Source organism: Lysinibacillus sp. RC46, from assembly GCF_041262385.1.
Taxonomy (GTDB): domain Bacteria; phylum Bacillota; class Bacilli; order Bacillales_A; family Planococcaceae; genus Lysinibacillus.
This window is the reverse complement of record NZ_JBGCCF010000004.1, coordinates 125,486-146,756: the sequence shown is the minus strand read 5'-3', so window position 1 is coordinate 146,756 and position 21,271 is coordinate 125,486. Positions and strand designations below refer to the sequence as shown.

The window sequence follows — 21,271 nt, the reverse complement described above, 5'->3', positions numbered from 1 at the left end:
TCCGTTATTCATCGGCGGCCACCTCCGTTCTCGTATTCAGTGATAATCGCCTTTGCCTCTTTATCAAAGCTATTTGCTTTTGCTACATATAAGTGACATAAGCACCAAGTCATGATGAATAACCCTGCTGAATATACCCACACCCAAGTAATTTCCCCAAATGCCTTTTGGTGTAGTACTGTCGTGTACGAAGTAAGAATTGGAAGCAACATGTATGCTGCTAAGAAGAACACAGTCATTGACCAAAGAAATGATTTCTTTCTTCGCACAAGCGCTTTAAACGATTCTTGATTTGCAATCGCATCATAATCAATCACGATGCTCTTATTGCCTTGATTGTTCCCCATTAACATTCCCCATTTTGTGTTTATTTTTACTGCTTAAAGACTCAATTTTGCTAGATTAGTGAATTCACATCTTCATTTTATGAGACAGTTCACAAAATTGCAATACTTTTCAGAAAAAATTATAAAAAAATAGTTTTTGGAAAAATAGTCTTAAAAGAGAATATACAAGACAAATGTAAGAAATAAAAGTGTTTTGGAAAATTCTGATAAATAAATGGAGTTAGGTCAATTCTAGATTTCCGAGCGGAAAATATGGTTGAAATTTCAAAAGGGAAATGATTTTTTATAAAAAATAAACACTATTTACTCAGTGAAAATCGTTTTTTATTGAAAGAGAATAGTATTGTTCGATAAATAAATTGGCAAATTTTTTATAATAAAAAGTTAAAAAACCCGATGAAAAATCGAGTTCTTTAACTTGATATTTTTATTAATATAGATAGGATGATTGATAGATATTTTTTCAATAATTTGGATGGTTAAAAGCGATCAATGAGAGATGTCAGAAACAGATACACCTGTGTTTGCTTTCACACGAATTTCCTTGTAAATACGATCTGCTTCTTCCTGTGGTACTTTGCTAGAAGATAGAACAGTGCCTAAATAACCTGCGATAAAGCCAAGTGGAATTGTAATGACCGCTGGAACTGCTAACGGTACGATAGGATTACCAACAAAAATAGCTGCACCTTCAACAGGACTCCATACATTCGGCCCCATAGCACCTAACACTAAACATGATACTAAACCAGTTACCATCGCAGTTATAGCACCTGTTGAATTGAATTTTTTCCAGTAAATTGTGTAAAGAATAACTGGTAAGTTTGCTGAAGCACCGATACAAAATGCAAAGGATACTAAGAACGATACATTCAAGTTTTGCGCAAATAATGCAAGGATAATGGATACAATGGCAATAGAAATCGAGCCAGTACGAGCGGCTACAACTTGTTGCTTTTCTGTTAATTTACCATCTTTAATGATTTCTCCATAAATATCATGGGAAATCGCAGAAGCTCCTGTTAAAACTAAGCCCGAAACAACTGCTAAGATGGTTGCGAATGCTACGGCACCGATAAATGCCATTAACACATCACCGCCCAAATAATTAGCAAGAAGTGGGGCTGCGGTGTTACCAGCTTTACTTTCAGCAAGAATTTTATCGATCCCTACAAAATTTAATGCGCCAAAGCCTAAGAAAATAGTTAATGAGAAGAAAATAGCTGTAATCCAAGTTGTCCATGAAATAGAAGAACGAGCAGTTTTGGCATCTTTAACAGTGAAGAAGCGCATTAAAATATGCGGTAACCCAGATGTACCTAAAACAAGCGCCATCATCATCGAAACCGAATCAATTGAACTTGTATATTTCATCCCTGGTACAAGGAATTTCTCGCCATGATCCACAGCGATCGTATCAAACATTTTCATAAGAGAGAAGTCGAATTTAATTAATACTAAAGTAGCTAATACGCCTGTCCCAAATAAAAGAAGGCTAGCTTTAATAATTTGCACCCAAGAAGTAGCTGTCATGCCACCGAATAATACATAAGTAGTCATCATAACACCTACGATTAACACTGCAATCCAATACTCAATACCAAATAATAGTTTAATAAGGGCACCTGCACCTACTAATTGTGCAATCATATAAAGGATTACGATGATAATTGTTCCTGACGCAGCAACCCCGCGAATGCGTTTTTCATTAAAACGGGCAGTAAGCATATCTGCTAAAGTATAACGACCTAAATTTCGCATCGGCTCCGCAATTACATAAAGAAGCACTAAGTTAGCTACTACATAGCCTACAGAGAAGAAGAAACCATCAAAACCAGTTAACGCAATCGCACCGGACACGCCAAGAAATGCAGCCGCAGATAAGTAGTCACCAGCGATCGCAAAGCCATTTTGCCAACCTTTAAGACCGCCACCAGCTGTATAAAAATCAGCCGCAGAAGATGTACGTTTCGCTGCGATATATGTTACTACAAGAGTTAAACCAACGATTGCTAAAAAGAAACCAACGGATACTAAGTTCATTTATTTTCCACCTTTCGCCTGATACTCAGCTAGTACTGCTGCCGCAGCTTTATCGAATGAAGAAGCTTTTTTCACATACACTGTACAAAGTACGATTGTCATAATGAATAATCCTGCTGAATAAACCCAAACACCCGTAATATTTCCGATAATTTTTTGTTGTAGTACAGGTTGGAAAGCGAGGATTGGTAACAAAATATAAAGTGTTAAAAATATTGCTGTAATCGAGAAAAGGAAGGTATTCTTCTTTTTCACGAACTTGTTGAACGATTCCATAGCTTCAATTGCGCTATAGTCAACTGAATCTATACTTTTGTTCTCAGAAATGTTTGCCATTATTATTCCCCCTAAAGTGATATATTTCTTTCTTAAACGACATATTTCTTTATTGCTCGTCGTTATACTCACTTATTTTATGGGGAAGATTCTTATAATGCAATACTAAATTTCGAGTTTTTTAAATTTTTAATAATTTCCGAATCGTGGAAATAACGTAGAAATAATAAGGATTTAATAGAAAAAATCCGTATGAAAGAGAATGGTATTTTTTTATAGAATAATATTCCTATAATAGTTTGATAATGATAATTGTGAATGTAGGAGAAAATTTGAACATGAAAGAGAATTTTCAAGAATTTATTATTGTGTCTTCGTATAGAGGATTTGCTTGAAAACTAAAAAAACTTTGTTATATAACAATTATATGATGTCTTGGGAAATAACCAAAATAGTAAAAAACAGCTTTAATTAATTTTTAAAAAAGTGTGAATTGTCTGGAATATACAGGATAGTAATATACCAAAATCGTACAATATACATTGAAATGACATAAAAAAAATGAAAGGATAAGCGCATATCTTGTATTAAGTGCCTATTATTTATACAATAAACAACGATGGTAAATTGAAGGGAAGTGAGCAAATATATGAAAAAGAAAAGTGCAATGCTCGTGTTGATACTAACATTAAGTAGCATTCTAACTGCTTGCGGAAGTTATAAATTTGAACCTGAAATGAACATAGAAGTACAGGATTTTTCGGTTACAAATCAAAAAAATGAAAAGGTTAGCCTTAATGATTTTAAGGGCAAGCCATGGTTAGCAATGTTCGTCTTTACTAATTGTAATTCCATTTGTCCGCCAATGACGTATAACATGACAGAGGTGCAAAAAGGACTTCAGGATAAGGGCGTGGAAGATTATCAAATTGTAGCTTTTAGCGTTGATCCTCAAGTGGACAAGCCAGAAGTTTTAACGAATTATTTGAAAACGTATTCAGTGCCTGACGAAAGCAAATGGCAACTATTAACTGGCTATGATCAAAAGTTTATTGAACAGTTTGCAATGAAATCGTTTAAATCACGCGTGAAAAATGATCCAAATACTGACCAAGTTGTACATATGGGAAGGTATTACTTAGTTAATGCTGATGGGATTGTTGTGAAGGATTATCCTGCTGTAACGGATGTACCAGTTGAGACGATTGCAGCAGATATGAAGGTGTTAACTAAATAATAAAAAATAACTCAGAGGTTGGAATGACTTCTGAGTTATTTTTTATGGCCGTAAATATGAAAGGGGTTCCACAATCTTATCAAAACGTTGAGGTGTTCGAGTACCTATCAATAAATTTGTTTTTTATTTTTTAGAAACCTGAATATTAGTGTTAATAGTAGCAGAACAATTGGTGTCAGTTCGATGTATTTAAAAGCATTTACACGTATTTATAATTAGAATGAAAGAAGTGAACTTCCTTCCGCCTTTTTCTGCTGTGATATGCGCATATCCTCACATTTGCCACAAAACATACTAGCTATAGTGATCAAAAGTAAAATCTATTCTAAGCCTCTAACATCTTCGTAACTCATCATTCAAACTTTAAATTACCGATAATTATATTATGTCTACTAAAAATCAAAACAAAAGAAACTGATGCATTTTACCCGTATGGGAAATCATTTCATAAATCTTCTATTTGATAAAATGTATTTTTTACCAAACGTGTATATATTTAATTTTATCAGCTTATATATTATTAGAATGATTTAACTGCTTTTGCTTGAGCCCGGACGAAATAATGCCGATTCATAACTGCCGTAAACATCATGGAACCTTCTTGAAGCCGTGAATCGTGTTGTGGTTGAAACTGCTACAGAGAATGGTAGATTGAATTTCTTTTTAAGTCGATATAAATCTCTAACATTTTACCGTGATTAACGGCTTCTTAATAAAGCCAATCAGCAAAAAGAAACAACTAAAGAGTAACTCTAAAATATACGACAAATGTTGTTTATTTTAGAGTTACTTGACGTTGATAAAAAATTATTTGAGGAGATGAAATAAATGAAAAAGCTGATCGAATTTAAAAATGTAACGAAAGAATACAAAATAGGAGAAGTCCCAATCAAGGCTCTGAATGGTGTTGATTTTTCCGTAAATGAAGGGGAATTCGTCGTTATTTTAGGGGCAAGTGGTGCGGGTAAAAGTACGATTTTAAATATTCTTGGCGGTATGGATACAGTTACCTCAGGTCAAGTCTTTGTTGGGAATCAAGAAATAACAAGGCTGAACGAAAAAAACTTAACTGAATATCGTGGTGAGAAAGTTGGCTTCGTCTTTCAATTTTATAATTTAATTTCGAATTTAAACGCTCTCGAAAATGTTGAATTCGCCACTGAAGTATGTAAAAACCATCTGGATGCTAAAGATATTTTACATAAAGTCGGATTAGCGGATCGTATTAAAAATTTCCCTTCCCAGCTTTCTGGAGGAGAGCAACAAAGAGTCGCTATAGCTAGAGCAGTTGCGAAAAATCCCTTACTTTTACTCTGTGATGAACCAACCGGCGCTTTGGATTATGTAACTGGCAAGTCTGTATTAAAGCTTCTGCAAGATTTAAACAGGGAAACAAAGAAATGTGTTGTTTTAGTCACACATAATTCTGCCATTGCTCCTATGGCTGACAAAATTATTAAAGTAAAAAGCGGAATGATCGAAAGCGTTACGATCAATGAGGAAAAACAAAGTGTTGAAGGGATTGAGTGGTAATCATGAAATTGTTTTTAAAATTATTGAGGGACATCAAACAGTCTATGGGGCAATTTATAGCCGTTGTGATTGTTATCGCAGTAGGTGCTTTTTTCTACGCGGGACTAGTAACCTACAGCAATAATCTTAATGCGTATACGAAGGATTACTTTCAAAAACATAATTTAAGCGATTTAAATGTGTACTACAGTCAACTTTCTAAAAATGATGTCACCCGGTTAAGTAAAATTGAAGGTATCCATAAAATCGAAGGACGTTATACCTTTGATGGTACGCAAAGCTTTGAAGATTACAAAACGTCATTAAAAATTCATTCGATCCCTGACAACAATGAAATAAATACGCCTACTATAACTGAAGGTAGTATCCCATTAAAAAAGGATGAGATTTTATTAGATTCTCATTATGCAAAAGAACATCATTATCGTGTCGGCGATCAAATCACGATAAATGCGAATGAAAGCAGTTTTAACTTTACGATTAGTGGCTTAGGTGAAAATGTTGAACATGCAAAAAAGAATGACATTCAAGACCATAAAACATATGGAGTCGCTTATATTGCTGAAGAGTCATTATCCGAAATCTTAAATGGCTTTTACTTTAACGAAATCATCGTGGATGCTACAGAAGGTTACGATATTGAAAAGTTAGGAAAATCAATTGAAGAACAGTCCAAGCAACTCAGCTATTTAGATCAAATAAGTAAGGAACGGACTTTCAACTATTCTAAAATCAATCAAACGATTAATAATAATAACTTAATGAGTAAAGTTATACCTTTAGTACTTTTTTTGATTGAAGCGATTATCCTATTTCTCGCCATGTCGAGGACGATCGATTCTCAACGGAATCAAGTTGGTATTATGAAGGCTTTAGGTGTAAAAAACAGCAACATTATGCTTCACTATATGGGATACCCTGTGCTGGCAGGTATACTAGGCTCCATCATTGGCTGTGTAATTGCCGTTTTTGTATTTATTCCTTTAGTAACTAAGTCGTGTGCAAGGGCCTACTCTTTGCCTGACATAACATTCTCACTCTCTCTATTTTCAATCATTCCACCGATTATTTTCTCCAGTGCTTTCGGGGTTCTGTCATGTTACTTAAGCGGTAGAACTATATTAAAAGAACATGCGGCTCAGGCTATGCGTCCTAAACCGCCAAAGAAGATGAAAAAGCTCTTGATAGAAAGAATTCCAGGTCTATGGAGTCATATTTCCTATAGTTATAAACTCATTCTGAGAAATATATTTTTAAATAAACAAAAAGCATTAGCAAGTTCAATTGGTGTTGTTGTAAGCACCGTTTTATTGATTACTGCTTTCGGTACTCAAGCTTCCTTACTAAAAGTAGCAGACCAAATTGAAGATGTTTATACTTATGATTTAAGAGTCGATTATACGATGGGCACAAATTTTAATACGCTAAAACTACCTTCTGAAATTAAAACTAGTTATTTGTTATCCACTCTTCCTATTGAAATGATAAAAGATAATGACAAAGAAAGCGCCAATTTAGTTGTTACTGAAAAAGAAAACAATCTCATTCATTTCTTTGACGAAAATGACAATAGGATATCTTTAGAAAATAACGGTGTGCTTGTACCCAAATCTTACGCTGACAAATATCATATTTCTAAAGGGGATCGTATCAACATAAAGTTTACAGCGCCAGAGCTAAAAGACACTTCTGTAGAAATGAAGGTTTTAAATATATCTACACAGTATTCGAATCCATCATTTTATAGTACACCAGAGTACTTAAAGAGCTTTAACATAGACTACAATCCAACCTCACTTTTAGTTCAAACAAATAACTCTACAGATGCTATGAGCGCTCGTAAGTTTTTTGAAAAAGATCGCCGTGTAGATACAATTGCAAATAAGAATGATTTAAAAAAATCAGCTCAATACATTGTGAAACAAAACAGTTTTGTATTTATCATGTTTATCACAAGCGCCATCATACTTTCCTTTGGCGCCATCTATACGATATCCTCCATCAACATATATGAAAGGAATCGTGAGCTGGCAACACTGAAAGTACTAGGCTATCAAAAAAATAAAATAAACAGATTAATATTTTTGGAAAACATTATCCTAACGACATTTGCGGTCATTGTAGCTTTACCAATCAGTGGCTATGTCTATCAAATTATAGTTAAGGCTCTATCAAGCACCCATCAACAAATCCCAGATAAATTAAATATGTTTATCATATTAATCTCTATAATTGTAACGTTCTTACTTACTATAGTGTCTAACTTACTTCTTAGAAGGAAAGTGACGAAAATAAATATGATTGAATCGCTTAAAAGTGTGGAATAGAGTTTTTGTGGTAAAGGTGTAAAATGGTAACCTTAATCAAGGAGCATCGATTGCCTAAAGATGTAAACAAAGAACGATGTGTGGTTAAATACACGATTATAATGTAACGAATCAGTCCGATTCTCTTTGGGCTGATTTTTTAATTTGGACGAAAGCTTTTGTTAAAAATATGTAATGTCGTTTGTATTTTTGTTAAAAGTGAACAATGTTATTTAATAACTCATATCCTACAATCAGATTAAGCAAATAGAATAAAAATAAGAAAAAAACAGGAGTGTTAAACTATGTAAATATTATATTTTTTGTGCGAAGTATACAAAATAATAAAAGAAGTGTGATCTCACTTTTCTAACGATGGTCACTAGTTAATCAACAGACGTATTCGACAATAATAGGAGGGAATGGATTGTATGTTAGTAAAATTATTAGAACCATTAAATGTTCCAGATTCGATCATTGAAAAATTAGCGGAACCAATCAAACAGGGCGGTCATGAATTTGTATATTACAACGAAAAAACTACTGATTGGGCAGAATTAGCAAGTCGTAGTGAAGGTGCAGATGTTATTATGATTGCGAATAATCCTTATCCTACAGAAGTAATTGATCAAAATGACAAGTTAAAATTAATCAATGTTGCCTTTACAGGGGTTGATCATGTAGGTATCACTCAAGCTAGAAACCAGGATATTATGGTATGTAATGCAGCTGGATATGCGAATCAAGCGGTTGCGGAATTAACAATTGGCTTAGTATTAGATGTATATCGTCGTATTACTAAGGGTGATAGTGAAAATCGTGCCGATAATTTCCCAGGGGCATTCCAAGGTAGTGAAATTAAAGGTAAAACAGTTGGTTTGATTGGTACAGGTAAAATTGGATTAATGACTGCCCGATTGTTTAAAGCATTTGGTGCAAACTTAATCGCTTCAGATCAATCCAGCAGAAATCCAGAAGCTAAAGATTTAGGTATCGAGTATATGGAATTAGATGAGTTATTAGCACAATCTGATATTGTGTCATTACATATTCCATTACTACCAAGCACGAAAGGATTAATTTCTAAAGAAAAATTACAATTAATGAAGAAATCAGCCATTTTAATCAACTGTGCACGAGGCCCAATTGTTGATAATGATGCATTGGCGGATGCATTAAATGAAGGGCAAATAGCAGGAGCCGGTATCGACGTATTTGATATGGAACCGCCTATACCAGGAGACTATAAACTATTACATGCCAAAAATGTAATTTTAACACCACATGTAGGTTTCTTTACTGACGAGGCGATGGAATTGCGTGCTGAAATTGCATTCGATAACACCATTGCATTTTTAGAGGGTAAACCCAAAAATATTATTAAACGCTAAATAATGTGGGTTTTTTGAAAATTTGAAACAAGGAGAAAATACAATGACATTAAAAAAAAGAGCAAGAAAAGATTTAAAAAATCGTATTTTCCATTGGCCAGATATTCAAGAGTTTAGAGAAGAAGAAGCGACAAAACATATTTTCTATGAAACACCTAATACTGTAGGAGCTGTTTGGTGTATGCATCCAGGACAAGATTTGCCAATTCACTCGCACGAGAAAGCTGATGATATTTGGATTGTTGTAGAAGGAACAGCAGATTTTTATCCAGAGTGTGGTGAAATGGTTCAAATTAGAGCTGGTGATGTTGTTGTTGCACGTGCGGGTGAAAAGCACGGAATGACTAATAATTCTGATAAAGATTTTGTTATGTTAGGGATTGCGGGTCCGACACCAATCGGTTTTATTCCGCATAAACATCATTAAGTGAAATAGCACGTCTGTTGATTAACTAGTTTTCATAGTATAAAAAGAAAGATTCCTCCTTGTAGAAGCAATACCTACAAAGGGGGAATCTTTCATGCCATCATAATAAATTGTCATACCTCAATAAAACTTTATATTATAATGTGTTGCACTGTAAATATAGGTCAGTCCGATAACCTTAAGGGTAATCGGGCTTATTTTTTGTTTGTTGCACCTACCTTGCTGTGTAGAGAGTTATCGAGGGTGCAAAAGTACTACGTAGAGATCAGTTAGCGAGAATATCATAAGTCACACTTTTATAAATATTTTAAGTATATGCTTTTGTCTAAAATGTGCAAATCCATTTCTGTTTTTGTTAAAAGTGAACAATGTTATTTACTTACTCATAACCTAAAATTAACTTAAGCAATACATAAGTAAAAAAACGAAAAATAGGAGTGTCATATTATGGGACAAACAGTTAAAAATGACCCGAATTATTACAAAAAAATAATTGTTGCACTGTGCTTAGGTTGGGTAGTTATTTGGATTTATCGTACAATACTTACGCCCATATATCCACAAATTCAAGAATCGCTAGGGAATATTAGCGATACTCAGGTCGGACTAGTTGCTTCTATTTACTTTTTTGCCTATACAGGTATGCAAATTCCATCAGGTATACTAGTTGATAAATTTGGTCAAAAAAGAGTATTAATCCCTGCGTTTATCGTTTTTGCATTAGCGGCATTCGTCATTGGGACAAGCTCGACAATCACTCAAGTTTATATAGGCGCCTTATTGGCAGGTCTTTCGACTGGTTCATACTATGGTGCAGCGTTCTCCTTATCAGCTAAATATATGCCTAAAGATAAGAAAAGTTTTTCTAATGCGATCATCAATAGTGGTGCAGCATTAGGTATGGTCATTGGTCTAGTAGGCTCATCTGTTTTAGTTGGTGGTCTTGAAATCAAATGGAATTACATGCTTTATATCACATCTATCTTAATAGTAGCTGTAACATTTGTGTTTGCTTTGTTTGTTAAACAAGACAAAAAATCACCTACAGAAGGAACATCTGAAGATAAGAAAATAGCACAAGACGCAGATTCTCAAGGCATGAATTTATTCTCACCAAAACAATTAGTCATTTATTTCGTCTATTTTGCAACATGTTATGGCTACTACATGATTGTGACATGGTTACCATCATTCCTTGTCGCAGAAAAAGGATTCGAACAAGGTTCAGTAGGCTATGTAGCTGCTTTAGTCGCCATCACAGCAGTTCCTGGTGCATTAATATTTTCTAAATATATTGATAAAAATGCACATATGCGTCTGAAATTAATTTTATTCTTGTTAATTGGTGCAGCTGTAACAATTAGTTTAACCGTGTTTGCACCTAATCCTTCAGTGCTTTATGTTGCGCTTATTTTATATGGATTACTAGGAAAACTTGCAATTGATCCAGTTTTAATAACATATGTATCTGATTCAGTACCTTCAGATAGAGTTGCTAAAGCATTAGGTTTCTTTAACTTCTTTGGTATGAGTTCATCAGTTGTTGCGCCAACGCTTACTGGTTATATTGGTGATATCACTGGAACGAAGGTATTAGCATTCTATATTGCAGCCATACTTCTTGCAGTAGCAGCGATTCTATTTTTCCTTGTCGTAATGTTACGAGAGAATAAAGCAACCTCACCCCTAATTAATGAATAAAACAAGGCTACCCATCGATGGAGATTTTCTTTATCTCCCATCGGTGGGTAGCTTTGTGATTTATTTTCATTATTATGTCCGTATAAATTAAGGTATGGAAGCAAGTGTACCGATAAAGTAATTGTAGAAAAACTTTTCTATTTTTTGCCTCAAAACCTTTTTCAATTATTTCGTGCAAATATAATCCCGCTAAAAAGCATTTATACAACCTTCGGGCACGAGTTTATTCTAAGTCATAATTTATTAATTTTGTAGAAGACTATATATAAAGAACTAAATAGAAAAATTCGATTATGGAAGCCCCTAACGTATAGGCAAATACCTTATCTTATTAAAACGGAAAATATAGAGATAATAAATTGCTACTTTAGGAAAGTGATTTAAGTGTATTTTTAAAGAGACTTAATTTTTTGAATATAAAGACTTTTTGCAAAAGCTTTACAATAAACTAAATTATCTGTAATATTCGACTCAATTAAATATTTTTACATTGATTGGAAGTAGTAAGGAACACTTATTGTATAGAGAGCTGCTGGTGGGTGAAAAGCAGTCAATAATTTCCTGAACTCGTCCAGGAGTATTTATGCTGAACTTAAGTAAGCATAGACGGCAGCTACCGTTATAGATTAAGGGGGTTAATCTTACATTAACCAATTAGAGTGGTACCGCGAATCGAACTTCGTCTCTTTATTGAGACGGAGTTTTTTATTTTTAAGGAGGTTAAATTATGACATACGAATTTATAGAAATAGAAAACAAATGGAAAGATTATTGGGAGAAAAACAAAGTATTTGCAACAAATGTCTATGACAATACAAAACCGAAATATTATATTTTAGACATGTTTCCATATCCTTCAGGTTCGGGGTTACATGTTGGACATCCTAAAGGCTATACGGCTACAGATGTTATAGCACGTATGAAACGAATGCAAGGTTATAATGTTTTACATACAATGGGTTGGGATGCATTTGGCCTACCAGCAGAGCAGTATGCGATGCAAAATAAGCAACATCCGAAATTTATTACGAAACAAAATATCGATACGTATCGTCGCCAGATTAAAAGTTTAGGTTTTTCATACGATTGGGATCGAGAAGTTAATACAACTGATCCTAATTATTATAAATGGACACAATGGATCTTTATTAAACTTTTTGAAAAAGGTTTAGCTTTCATGGATGAAGTATCTGTGAACTGGTGTGAGGAGTTAGGGACGGTATTAGCAAATGAAGAAGTGATTGACGGGAAAAGTGAACGAGGTGGCTATCCTGTAATAAGAAAACCAATGAAACAATGGGTTTTAAAGATAACAGAATATGCTGACCGATTACTTGAAGATTTAGAGGACCTGGATTGGCCTGATAGTTTAAAAGAAATTCAAAGAAATTGGATTGGCCGTTCTGAAGGGGCACAAGTGAAATTTAAAGTTGCTGGCACAGTCAAAAGCTTTGAAGTTTTCACGACTCGTCCAGATACATTATTTGGTGCGACATACTGTGTATTAGCGCCAGAGCATACATTAGTAAAAAAAATCACAACTAATACACAATATGAAGCGGTAGAAGCATACCTAACAAAAGTAGCATTAAAATCTGACTTAGAGCGTACAGACTTAGCAAAAGAAAAAACAGGAGTCTTCACAGGTGCGTATGCAATAAATCCAATCAACGGTAAAGAGGTGCCAATTTGGATTGCTGACTATGTATTATCAACATATGGTACAGGTGCAATTATGGCCGTTCCTGCACATGATGAGCGTGACTACGAGTTCGCTAAAGAGTTTGATTTAGATATCACCCCCGTACTTGAAGGTGGCGACATCGAAAAAGAAGCGTTCACTGGTAACGGTGCACATATAAACTCAGACTTCTTAAATGGCTTAAATCAAGAAGAAGGTATTGCAAAAGTAATCGATTGGCTTAAAGTAAACGGATGCGGTGAAAAGAAAATTACGTATCGTCTACGTGACTGGTTATTCTCTCGCCAACGTTACTGGGGTGAACCTATACCGATTATTCATTGGGAAGATGGTACAAAGACGGCTGTTTCAGAGTCTCAGTTACCACTAATGTTACCTGAGACGAATAATATTTATCCTTCTGGCACGGGTGAATCCCCGCTAGCTACTATGAAAGAATGGGTGAATGTGGTAGATCCTGTTACAGGGATGAAAGGTAGAAGAGAAACCAATACAATGCCACAATGGGCAGGTTCTTGCTGGTATTACTTAAGATATATAGATCCTAATAATCAAAATGCAATTGCAGATCCCGAGTTATTAAAAGAGTGGCTACCTGTAGATACATATATAGGTGGTGTTGAACATGCAGTTCTTCACTTACTGTATGCACGTTTTTGGCATAAAGTATTATATGATATCGGTGTAGTATCAACAAAAGAGCCATTCCAAAAACTTTATAATCAAGGGATGATTCTAGGCTCTAACAATATGAAAATGAGTAAATCAAAAGGGAATGTAGTAAATCCAGATGATATTGTATTAAGTCATGGGGCAGATAGTTTACGTTTATATGAAATGTTTATGGGACCACTTAATGCTTCAGCACCCTGGACAACGAATGGGCTTGACGGAGCTAAACGTTATTTAAAACGTGTTTGGGATTTAGTCATCGCTAGTGATGGTCAGATAAATTCAAATATAATTATGACAGAATCTTCCGACGAAATTTTATTTGAGTATCATCAATTAATAAAAAAAGTGACGGTGGATTTTACAGAGTTTAGATTTAATACAGGAATTTCCCACTTAATGACATTCCAAAATACGCTAAGTAAAGAAGAAGTACTTCCTCAGGATATTATTGAGGGCTATATCAAGTTATTATCACCAATTGCGCCGCACCTAGCTGAAGAACTGTGGAGTAAACTAGGTCATGAAGATACAGTTGCTTATGAAAATTGGCCAATATATGATGAAAAATTTTTAGTGAAAAATGTTTCTGAAGTCGTTGTGCAAATTAATGGTAAATTTAAAACTAAAATAAATATGCCGATGAATCTTGATCAGCAACAGGTAGAAGACTTAGTGAGGGAAGAAACAAAAGTTAATAGTGCGCTTGAAAATAAAACGATTATTAAAGTGATTTACATTCAAAATAAATTAATAAACTTCCAATGTGAAAATTGATGTAAAATAGGTTAATTTTATATGGGTTGGATGAATGGACATTCGAAGAACAACAGTGGCTGATGTAGCGGTATTGTCAAAGTCCATGTAGACAATAATCTGGGAACGTGTTACCCATTTTATTAATACCTGAGCGGATAATAATCAAATCTTTTTTTATAAAACTAAATTTCATTTATCATCAAACCCATGAATTTTGATCTATCTTTACTCAAAATTCATGGGTTTCTTCTATTATAAAATCAACGTTCAAAGACTACTTTTAGTCGAACTATATTCTTCCAAACCCACATTTTAGCGGGATTTTAAGTTTAAAATGTTATTTTCTCTGATGCAAATAACGCTAATCGTATATCCAATGAAGTATCAGGTGCATCGATTGGCTGACCTAAAATTTCTTCGCATTTTTTAATACGATATTTTACCGTATTACGATGGATATATAAATCTTCAGATGTCTTTGTAAGATCACAATGATTCGCCAAATAAATTTCTAAAGTATGTTTTAGTTCTTTCACTTTCGTTGTCTTTGGATAGGCTAATGAACCTAATGTGTATGTGATAAACGGTTTTAATTTATTGGCCGGAATGAGTTGTAATAATTCTTCCACACTTTTAGATTTATAGAGTTCTATATATCCAACTTCATCACTTTCAAACTTATGATCAAAAGCTTCATTCGCTTCGAAATAAGATAGCGGTAACTGTGAGAATTCAGTGACCTCATTACCAATGCCAAATGAAAGTGTGCTATTAAATAATTTTTGATACTCTTTTTGAAGATACTTGCAGTAATCTAAATAATATTGATGTTTAGTTTGTAAAAGTATCGTAAACCGATGATTACCTGGAGACATATATAAACTGATAGACGGATCAATGTCAATCAACTTATGCGTTAGCCATTCAAAAGTCATTTGATAGCGCTCATTCAAATAGATATTATTTTCTACATTTTTCTCTTTATCAATCGCACAAATTATCACTTGGTAGAAGTTTGATGTTTGGATATGATGCTTTTTCAAAAACTCAGGATGTTGCTTGACTGACATAAGATTATCAGGATGTTCAGACATGAGTGTTTCGAAAAATCGGTTTACCTCTTGTTGTTCCGCTTCTTTAATTTTACTGTTTTTATAAATGGCGAGACTGAGTGTATTTACGGCTTGTTCTATGGCAAGCAAACTAAATGGATAAGTAAGCGTATTGACATTTGAAACCATCAGATAATATGGGAAATATTTAAAAGCTGGCACCTCAAATATAATATGTTCTTCTTGGAAAGATGCACGATTATTAGGTGGAATGTGCTTGGAATTTAAAGATCTTTTGAAGTAACTAAGATTTTTTTGAACCTGTTCTGAGTGTTCTTGGAAGTGATGGCTCATCGATTTAATTTGATAAAAAGGATTTAAGAGCATTACAGGGACACGGAGGAGCCTACTCATCCGTTCAATCATCATTTCCAAGCTTAAACCTCTCATAAGCATTGTATTTAATTCTTGTTGGATATCTAAAGCAAAATATAATTTTTCAGTTTCTTCATCCAAGATATAGGATGAAATATGATGAGTGATCGATCCAAGATTCCAACTTTCGGGGATTCTGATAATTGGGAATTTTAATTTGTTCGCAAACTCTATCACTTCATCGTCAATTTTTTCTAAAAATCGGGATAATTTAATACCTATGCCAGCAACTTGTATATCATTTAATTCTCGAATGAGATCCATTAATCCGGATTGATCGTGCTGATAATTCATACCCGTTGTAACGATAAATGAATGTGGTGCAGTGAAATTTTGGATATCAGGCGTTTCTGTAATATCGACCATTTCTACTTCTCTTTCTAAATCGCCTTCACCATTTAACAATGTTAAATCAGAAAATTGTTGGACAGACATGATTTCTTTTAATGTTGTCAAAGAATCATCTCCTTTATCTTTGTTAGAAAAAGCCAAAATAAAACTTAAATATGTAAGATGCTACAAGGATAACCTATAAATCTGATTGTATACTATTTTTGAAGGTTATTATACGTATAGTCCTTTATTTCAAAATATCAAAGGAGAATTATGTGACAAATTCGGGGTAATCAACGGAATTCTTCGATTTTTGACAAGAGCGTGACAGCGAGGGAAGCATGCCAAAATTCATTTATTTACAAATACGACTTCGTACGAAGGAAATGAGGTAGTCGATGGATAATGCTACAAATCTAGTAGATATGTACATATCAGCTGAGGAATATCTAAATTATTTTTGAAATTAACTACTTTAGAAAGAAGTGACAACGATGTGGTATCAACAATATAATCCACTTGGAAACGAAATAGTGAGCGGAATTATAGCCTTTCTTCCTATTCTTTTATTTCTACTAAGCTTAACAATCTTTAAATTAAAAGGGGTTTATGCAGCAGCATTAACTTTAGGTGCTACTATCATCATTTCAGTCGGAGTCTTCGACATGCCGATCGCTAAAGCCTTCGGGGCAATTCTCCTCGGAACAGGCAAAGCACTTTGGCCAATCGGTTATATCGTCATTATGGCTGTATGGTTGTATAAGATTTCTGTACAAACCGGTAAATTTGAAATTGTACGTGGTAGTATAGCGAATATTACAGAGGACCAAAGACTTCAATTATTGCTCATTGGCTTTTGTTTTAATGCCTTCTTGGAAGGAGCGGCAGGATTAGGTGTTCCAATCGCTATTTGTGCAGCATTACTTGTGACTCTTGGTTTTCATCCAATAAAAGCAGCTGGACTTTGCCTCATCGCCAATGCCTCTACAGGTGCATTCGGTACAGTTGGAATTCCGGTTATTACAGGTGCCGAAGTTGGAGGTATGGAAACATTAGATCTTTCAAGAATGACGGCATTGATTTTACCATTGATTTCATTTCTTGTACCATTTCTCCTCACCTTTATTTTAAATGGCCTCAAAGGAATAAAAGAAATATTCCCAGCTATTTTTCTTGTCAGTAGTGTATTTTCAGTGCTTCAACTACTAACGATTGCTACTATAGGGCCTGAGCTTGCGAACATTATTCCATCTTTAATTAGTATGGTGGTGTTAGCCGCATTTTTAAGAAAATGGCAACCTAAAACGATTTATCATGAACCTGGGGTAGAAGTAACAGGTACTTTAAAAAAATATACTATGAAAGAGATTTTGGTAGCGTGGTCACCATTTTATTTGCTTACCGGTGTCATAGCTGTTTGGAGCTTCCCTGCATTTAAAAATTTATTCGTAGATGGTGGTGCACTGGATTTTACAACTATAGCTTTGAAAATTCCTGGACTACATGATGAAATCATTCGTACACCACCAATCGTAACAGAAGCAAATTCTATGCCAGCCATCTTACAACTTAACTTTGTTTCTGCAACAGGAACGTCGATTTTATTGGCAATCATTTTAACCAGTGTGCTTTTTCCTGCGTTAAACATAAAACAAACCGTAAATTTACTAGGTGACACCATTAAAGAACTGTGGTTACCGATTTTTACGATCGTTCTTGTCATGGCTTTCGCAAATCTATCTGATTTTTCTGGACTTAGTACATCTTTAGGACTGGCGCTTGCAAAAACGGGTGACTTCTTTCCATTTGTGAGCCCAGTATTAGGTTGGATTGGTGTCTTTCTCACTGGATCTGTTGTTAATAATAACGCTCTATTTGGTAGCTTGCAGGTAGTAACTGGAACGCAGATTGGGATTTCACCACCCTTACTGATGGCAGCCAATACAGCTGGAGGAAGCGTAGCAAAATTGATTTCACCACAGTCTATTGCTATTGCAGCAGCAGCCGTTAATCAGACCGGGAATGAATCAAAAATCTTTCAATATACATTACGATATAGCTTAGGGTTGCTTCTTCTCGTTTGTATCATGACACTTTGCTTATCATTTTTCCTATAATGATTTGAAAATGAATACACCGCATGGTAAATCAGAGTTTTCTCATTGATTTACTATGTGGTTTTGTTTTTATGTTTGGATAAATTCAGTGCCCTTTAACTGATGTTGCTGATTGGAGTCACTTGAAAAGCTGGAACTTGCTCCGGAAATAATAAATCCGATCGCTTCTCACGCCTGCCTGCTTGAGAAGATCGTCGCAAAAACGACAGAATGCGCCGCTAACCAAACGAGGATCGCCGCTAAAACATCGAATTCCGCCGCTAACCAAACGAAGATCGCTGCTAAAACGAAGTTCCGCCGTAAACCAAGAGAAGATCGTCGCAAAAACGTCGAGTTCTGCCGCTAGCCAAGAGAAGAACGCCGCTAAAACATCAAGTTCCGCCGCTAGCCAAGAGAAGAACGCCGCTAAAACATCAAGTTCCGCCGCTAACCAAGAGAAGAACGCCGCTAAAACATCAAGTTCCGCCGCTAACCAAGAGAAGTCCGCCGCAAATACGTCGAGTTCCGCCGCTAACCAAGAGAAGTCCGCCGCTAACTAAGAGAAGAACGCCACTAAAACGACAAGTACCGCCTAACTAAGCGAAGTTCGCCGCTAAAACATCAAGTTCCGCCGCTAACCAGGAGAAGAACGCCGCTAATACATCAAAATGCGCCGCTAACTAAGCCTAGACGTAATCGGAGCCAACAACTTTATTTTTTCATTCTAGACATTTTGCCTTTAAACTAACAAACAACTTAAATTAATTTGTTGATAATGCATAAAAAGACCATCCATTATTGTTCGTTATGTCAATGAATGGTTGTGAGTAAGGTCCTATAATAAAGGTAAGTTAGAGGAAGGAGTGAAAGGGTAATGGATATTCAATCAACTTTTGAATCGTTAGATAAGAAATTCACCAGTTTTGGTGGTTTACAACAAGGTGGAATTACACGTCTATTATATTCTCAAGAATGGAATGATGCTGTTCGTGAGCTGGAAACAACATTCATAGAAGCAGGATTCGAAGCAAGTTTCGACGATATCGGCAACTTAACTGGGCGACTTATTGGAAGTAAATATCCAGAAGAAACGATTTTAACGGGATCACATATTGACACAGTAGTTGAAGGTGGTCATTTAGATGGGCAATTCGGCATCTTATCTGCACTTGTGGCTGTGAGTTATTTAAAAGATAAATATGGTCAACCACTCCGATCATTAGAAGTATTATCGCTTGCGGAAGAAGAAGGTAGTCGATTCCCTTACACATTTTGGGGTAGCAAAAACTTCTTTAACTTAGCTAAAAAATCGGATGTCGACACAATTGAAGATGCTGAAGGTATTAAGTTCGAAGATGCGATGCGCGAATCCGGCTTTGATTACCGAAAAACTACTGACGTTCGTAATGACATCAAAGCATTTGTTGAATTGCATATTGAACAAGGGAAAGTGTTAGAGACAGAAAACAAAACAATCGGTGTGGTCAATGGAATCGTCGGCCAGAAACGGTACACAATCAACTTAAAAGGCGAAGCGAACCATGCTGGGACTACGCCAATGTCATTACGTCGCGATACAGTTGTTGCCTATAGCGAAATTGTCACAGATTTAACGAAACGTGCAAGAGAAGTTGGAGAACCACTTGTGTTAACGTTCGGCCATGTCGTACCTGTTCCAAACACAGTAAATGTAGTTCCTGGAGAGATTTCGTTCTCAGTAGACTGTCGTCATATTGATCAACAACTATTAAATGATTTTGCGACAGAAATCGAAGACAAAATTAAAGCAGTCGCTACCGCAAATAACATGACTTATGACATTCATTTGTGGATGGATGAGACACCAACATTGATGGATGAAAAAATCGTTCAAATAATTGAACAAGCAGCCAAGGATAATGTAGGTGATCAATATAAAGTGATGCCATCTGGTGCAGGACATGACTCACAAATATTTGCACAATATGTTCCAACAGCCATGTTGTTTGTACCTTCTATAGATGGAATTAGCCACAATATAAATGAAGAAACGAAGATAGCTGACCTCGTTAAGGGGATTGAAGTATTGATAGATGTATTGTTTGAACTAGCGTATAAAGAATAAATAATGTGAAGGAGTCAGAAATTATGGGTTACATAAATCTAAATCAAGGATATAGAGAAGGTTTATTAGAAACACGTTCCGTGATTAAAAAAGATAATTACGCGTTAATTACACCAGACGGCTTAGTCAACAATGTTGTACCTGGCTTTAAAGATTGTGACGTAACAATCTTAGGATCCCCACGTTTAGGTGCAAGATTTGTAGATTACTTAATAACAGTAAAAAACCAAGGCGGAAACACAACTGGTTTCGCTGGTGATGGTATTCAATCATTTGTATACGTTGTCTATGGCAATATCAACGCTTATGCGGATGGTAAAAAATACGAACTAACGGAAGGTGGGTACTTATATGTACCTCCACACTTACAGTTGACGTTTGAAAATAATAATAACGGTGAAGATAGCCGCTTATTCCTATATAAAAAACGTTATCAGCCACTTAAAGGGCACCCATTAAAAGGGCATACACCGGAAATTATTTCAGGTAATGTGAACAACATTAAACAAGAAGCCTATGAAGGGATGAAAGAAGTATTAATCCAAGACTTATTACCAAAAGAAATCGGCTATGACATGAACATTCATATTCTTTCATTCAAACCAGGTGCTTCACACGGTTACATTGAAACACATGTTCAAGAACACGGTGCTTACGTATTAAGTGGACGCGGTATGTATAACTTAGACAACGAATGGATGCCAGTTGATAAAGGAGACTATATCTTTATGGGCGCTTATGTGCCGCAAGCAACTTATGCAGTTGGTTTAGATGAACCATTCTCTTACATTTATTCGAAAGATGCGAACAGAGACATTGACCTATAAAGAGAGAGTATCAATAAATATTAGATTATT

At 35.2% G+C, this 21,271-nt stretch carries 15 protein-coding genes and 1 other annotated feature; of the genes, 11 read left to right on the top strand and 4 right to left on the bottom strand.

Going from position 1 to position 21,271, the window contains the following annotated elements; all coding sequences use genetic code 11:
• Positions 1–8 precede the first annotated feature (8 nt).
• From ABH966_RS05505 to ABH966_RS05495, 3 genes are all read right to left on the bottom strand, one after another.
• Positions 9–347, bottom strand: a complete 339-nt coding sequence (locus tag ABH966_RS05505) for a DUF485 domain-containing protein (RefSeq protein WP_370076507.1) — start codon at positions 345–347, stop codon at positions 9–11.
• Positions 348–836: 489 nt separating this feature from the next.
• A complete protein-coding gene (locus ABH966_RS05500) occupies positions 837–2,390 on the bottom strand; it encodes a solute symporter family protein (RefSeq protein ID WP_370076505.1) in 1,554 nt (517 codons plus the stop codon).
• The gene (locus tag ABH966_RS05495; RefSeq protein WP_370076503.1) at positions 2,391–2,726 is read right to left on the bottom strand and encodes a DUF485 domain-containing protein; all 336 of its coding nucleotides are present in this window, start codon (positions 2,724–2,726) and stop codon (positions 2,391–2,393) included.
• A 589-nt stretch (positions 2,727–3,315) separates the two neighbouring features.
• Here ABH966_RS05495 and ABH966_RS05490 point away from each other — a divergent pair.
• From ABH966_RS05490 to leuS, 7 genes are all read left to right on the top strand, one after another.
• On the top strand, positions 3,316–3,903 hold the full coding sequence (locus ABH966_RS05490; RefSeq protein WP_370076501.1) for an SCO family protein: 588 nt from the start codon (positions 3,316–3,318) through the stop codon (positions 3,901–3,903).
• Positions 3,904–4,731: 828 nt separating this feature from the next.
• Entirely contained in the window at positions 4,732–5,436 is a 705-nt protein-coding gene (locus tag ABH966_RS05485; protein ID WP_370076499.1) for an ABC transporter ATP-binding protein, read from the top strand.
• Positions 5,437–5,438: 2 nt separating this feature from the next.
• Complete coding sequence (locus tag ABH966_RS05480; protein ID WP_370076497.1) at positions 5,439–7,763, top strand: ABC transporter permease; 2,325 nt, start codon at positions 5,439–5,441, stop codon at positions 7,761–7,763.
• 410 nt (positions 7,764–8,173) lie between these two features.
• The gene (locus tag ABH966_RS05475; RefSeq protein ID WP_370076495.1) at positions 8,174–9,133 is read left to right on the top strand and encodes a 2-hydroxyacid dehydrogenase; all 960 of its coding nucleotides are present in this window, start codon (positions 8,174–8,176) and stop codon (positions 9,131–9,133) included.
• A 43-nt stretch (positions 9,134–9,176) separates the two neighbouring features.
• Entirely contained in the window at positions 9,177–9,560 is a 384-nt protein-coding gene (locus ABH966_RS05470) for a cupin domain-containing protein (RefSeq protein WP_370076493.1), read from the top strand.
• A gap of 447 nt (positions 9,561–10,007) precedes the next feature.
• Positions 10,008–11,261: an MFS transporter gene (locus ABH966_RS05465; RefSeq protein WP_370076491.1), complete on the top strand. Its 1,254-nt coding sequence runs from the start codon at positions 10,008–10,010 to the stop codon at positions 11,259–11,261.
• Between the two features lie 481 nt (positions 11,262–11,742).
• Positions 11,743–11,951, top strand: a binding site (T-box leader).
• Between the two features lie 37 nt (positions 11,952–11,988).
• Positions 11,989–14,412, top strand: coding sequence for a leucine--tRNA ligase (gene leuS, locus ABH966_RS05460; protein ID WP_370076489.1), 2,424 nt, complete (start codon positions 11,989–11,991; stop codon positions 14,410–14,412).
• Between the two features lie 311 nt (positions 14,413–14,723).
• On the opposite strand, the gene ABH966_RS05455 is transcribed toward leuS, so the two are convergent.
• Positions 14,724–16,337, bottom strand: coding sequence for a PucR family transcriptional regulator (locus tag ABH966_RS05455; RefSeq protein ID WP_370076487.1), 1,614 nt, complete (start codon positions 16,335–16,337; stop codon positions 14,724–14,726).
• Positions 16,338–16,708: 371 nt separating this feature from the next.
• Here ABH966_RS05455 and ABH966_RS05450 point away from each other — a divergent pair, with 371 nt between their 5' ends.
• The 4 genes from ABH966_RS05450 to allE all read left to right on the top strand — a co-directional run bounded on the left by ABH966_RS05450 (position 16,709) and on the right by allE (position 21,241).
• A complete protein-coding gene (locus tag ABH966_RS05450) occupies positions 16,709–18,331 on the top strand; it encodes a lactate permease LctP family transporter (protein ID WP_370076485.1) in 1,623 nt (540 codons plus the stop codon).
• A gap of 112 nt (positions 18,332–18,443) precedes the next feature.
• Positions 18,444–18,677 (top strand): hypothetical protein, encoded by a 234-nt coding sequence (locus tag ABH966_RS05445; protein WP_370076483.1) that lies wholly within the window; start codon positions 18,444–18,446, stop codon positions 18,675–18,677.
• Between the two features lie 507 nt (positions 18,678–19,184).
• On the top strand, positions 19,185–20,414 hold the full coding sequence (gene allC, locus ABH966_RS05440) for an allantoate deiminase (RefSeq protein WP_370076481.1): 1,230 nt from the start codon (positions 19,185–19,187) through the stop codon (positions 20,412–20,414).
• Positions 20,415–20,437: 23 nt separating this feature from the next.
• Complete coding sequence (allE, locus tag ABH966_RS05435) at positions 20,438–21,241, top strand: (S)-ureidoglycine aminohydrolase (protein WP_370076479.1); 804 nt, start codon at positions 20,438–20,440, stop codon at positions 21,239–21,241.
• Positions 21,242–21,271 lie beyond the last annotated feature (30 nt).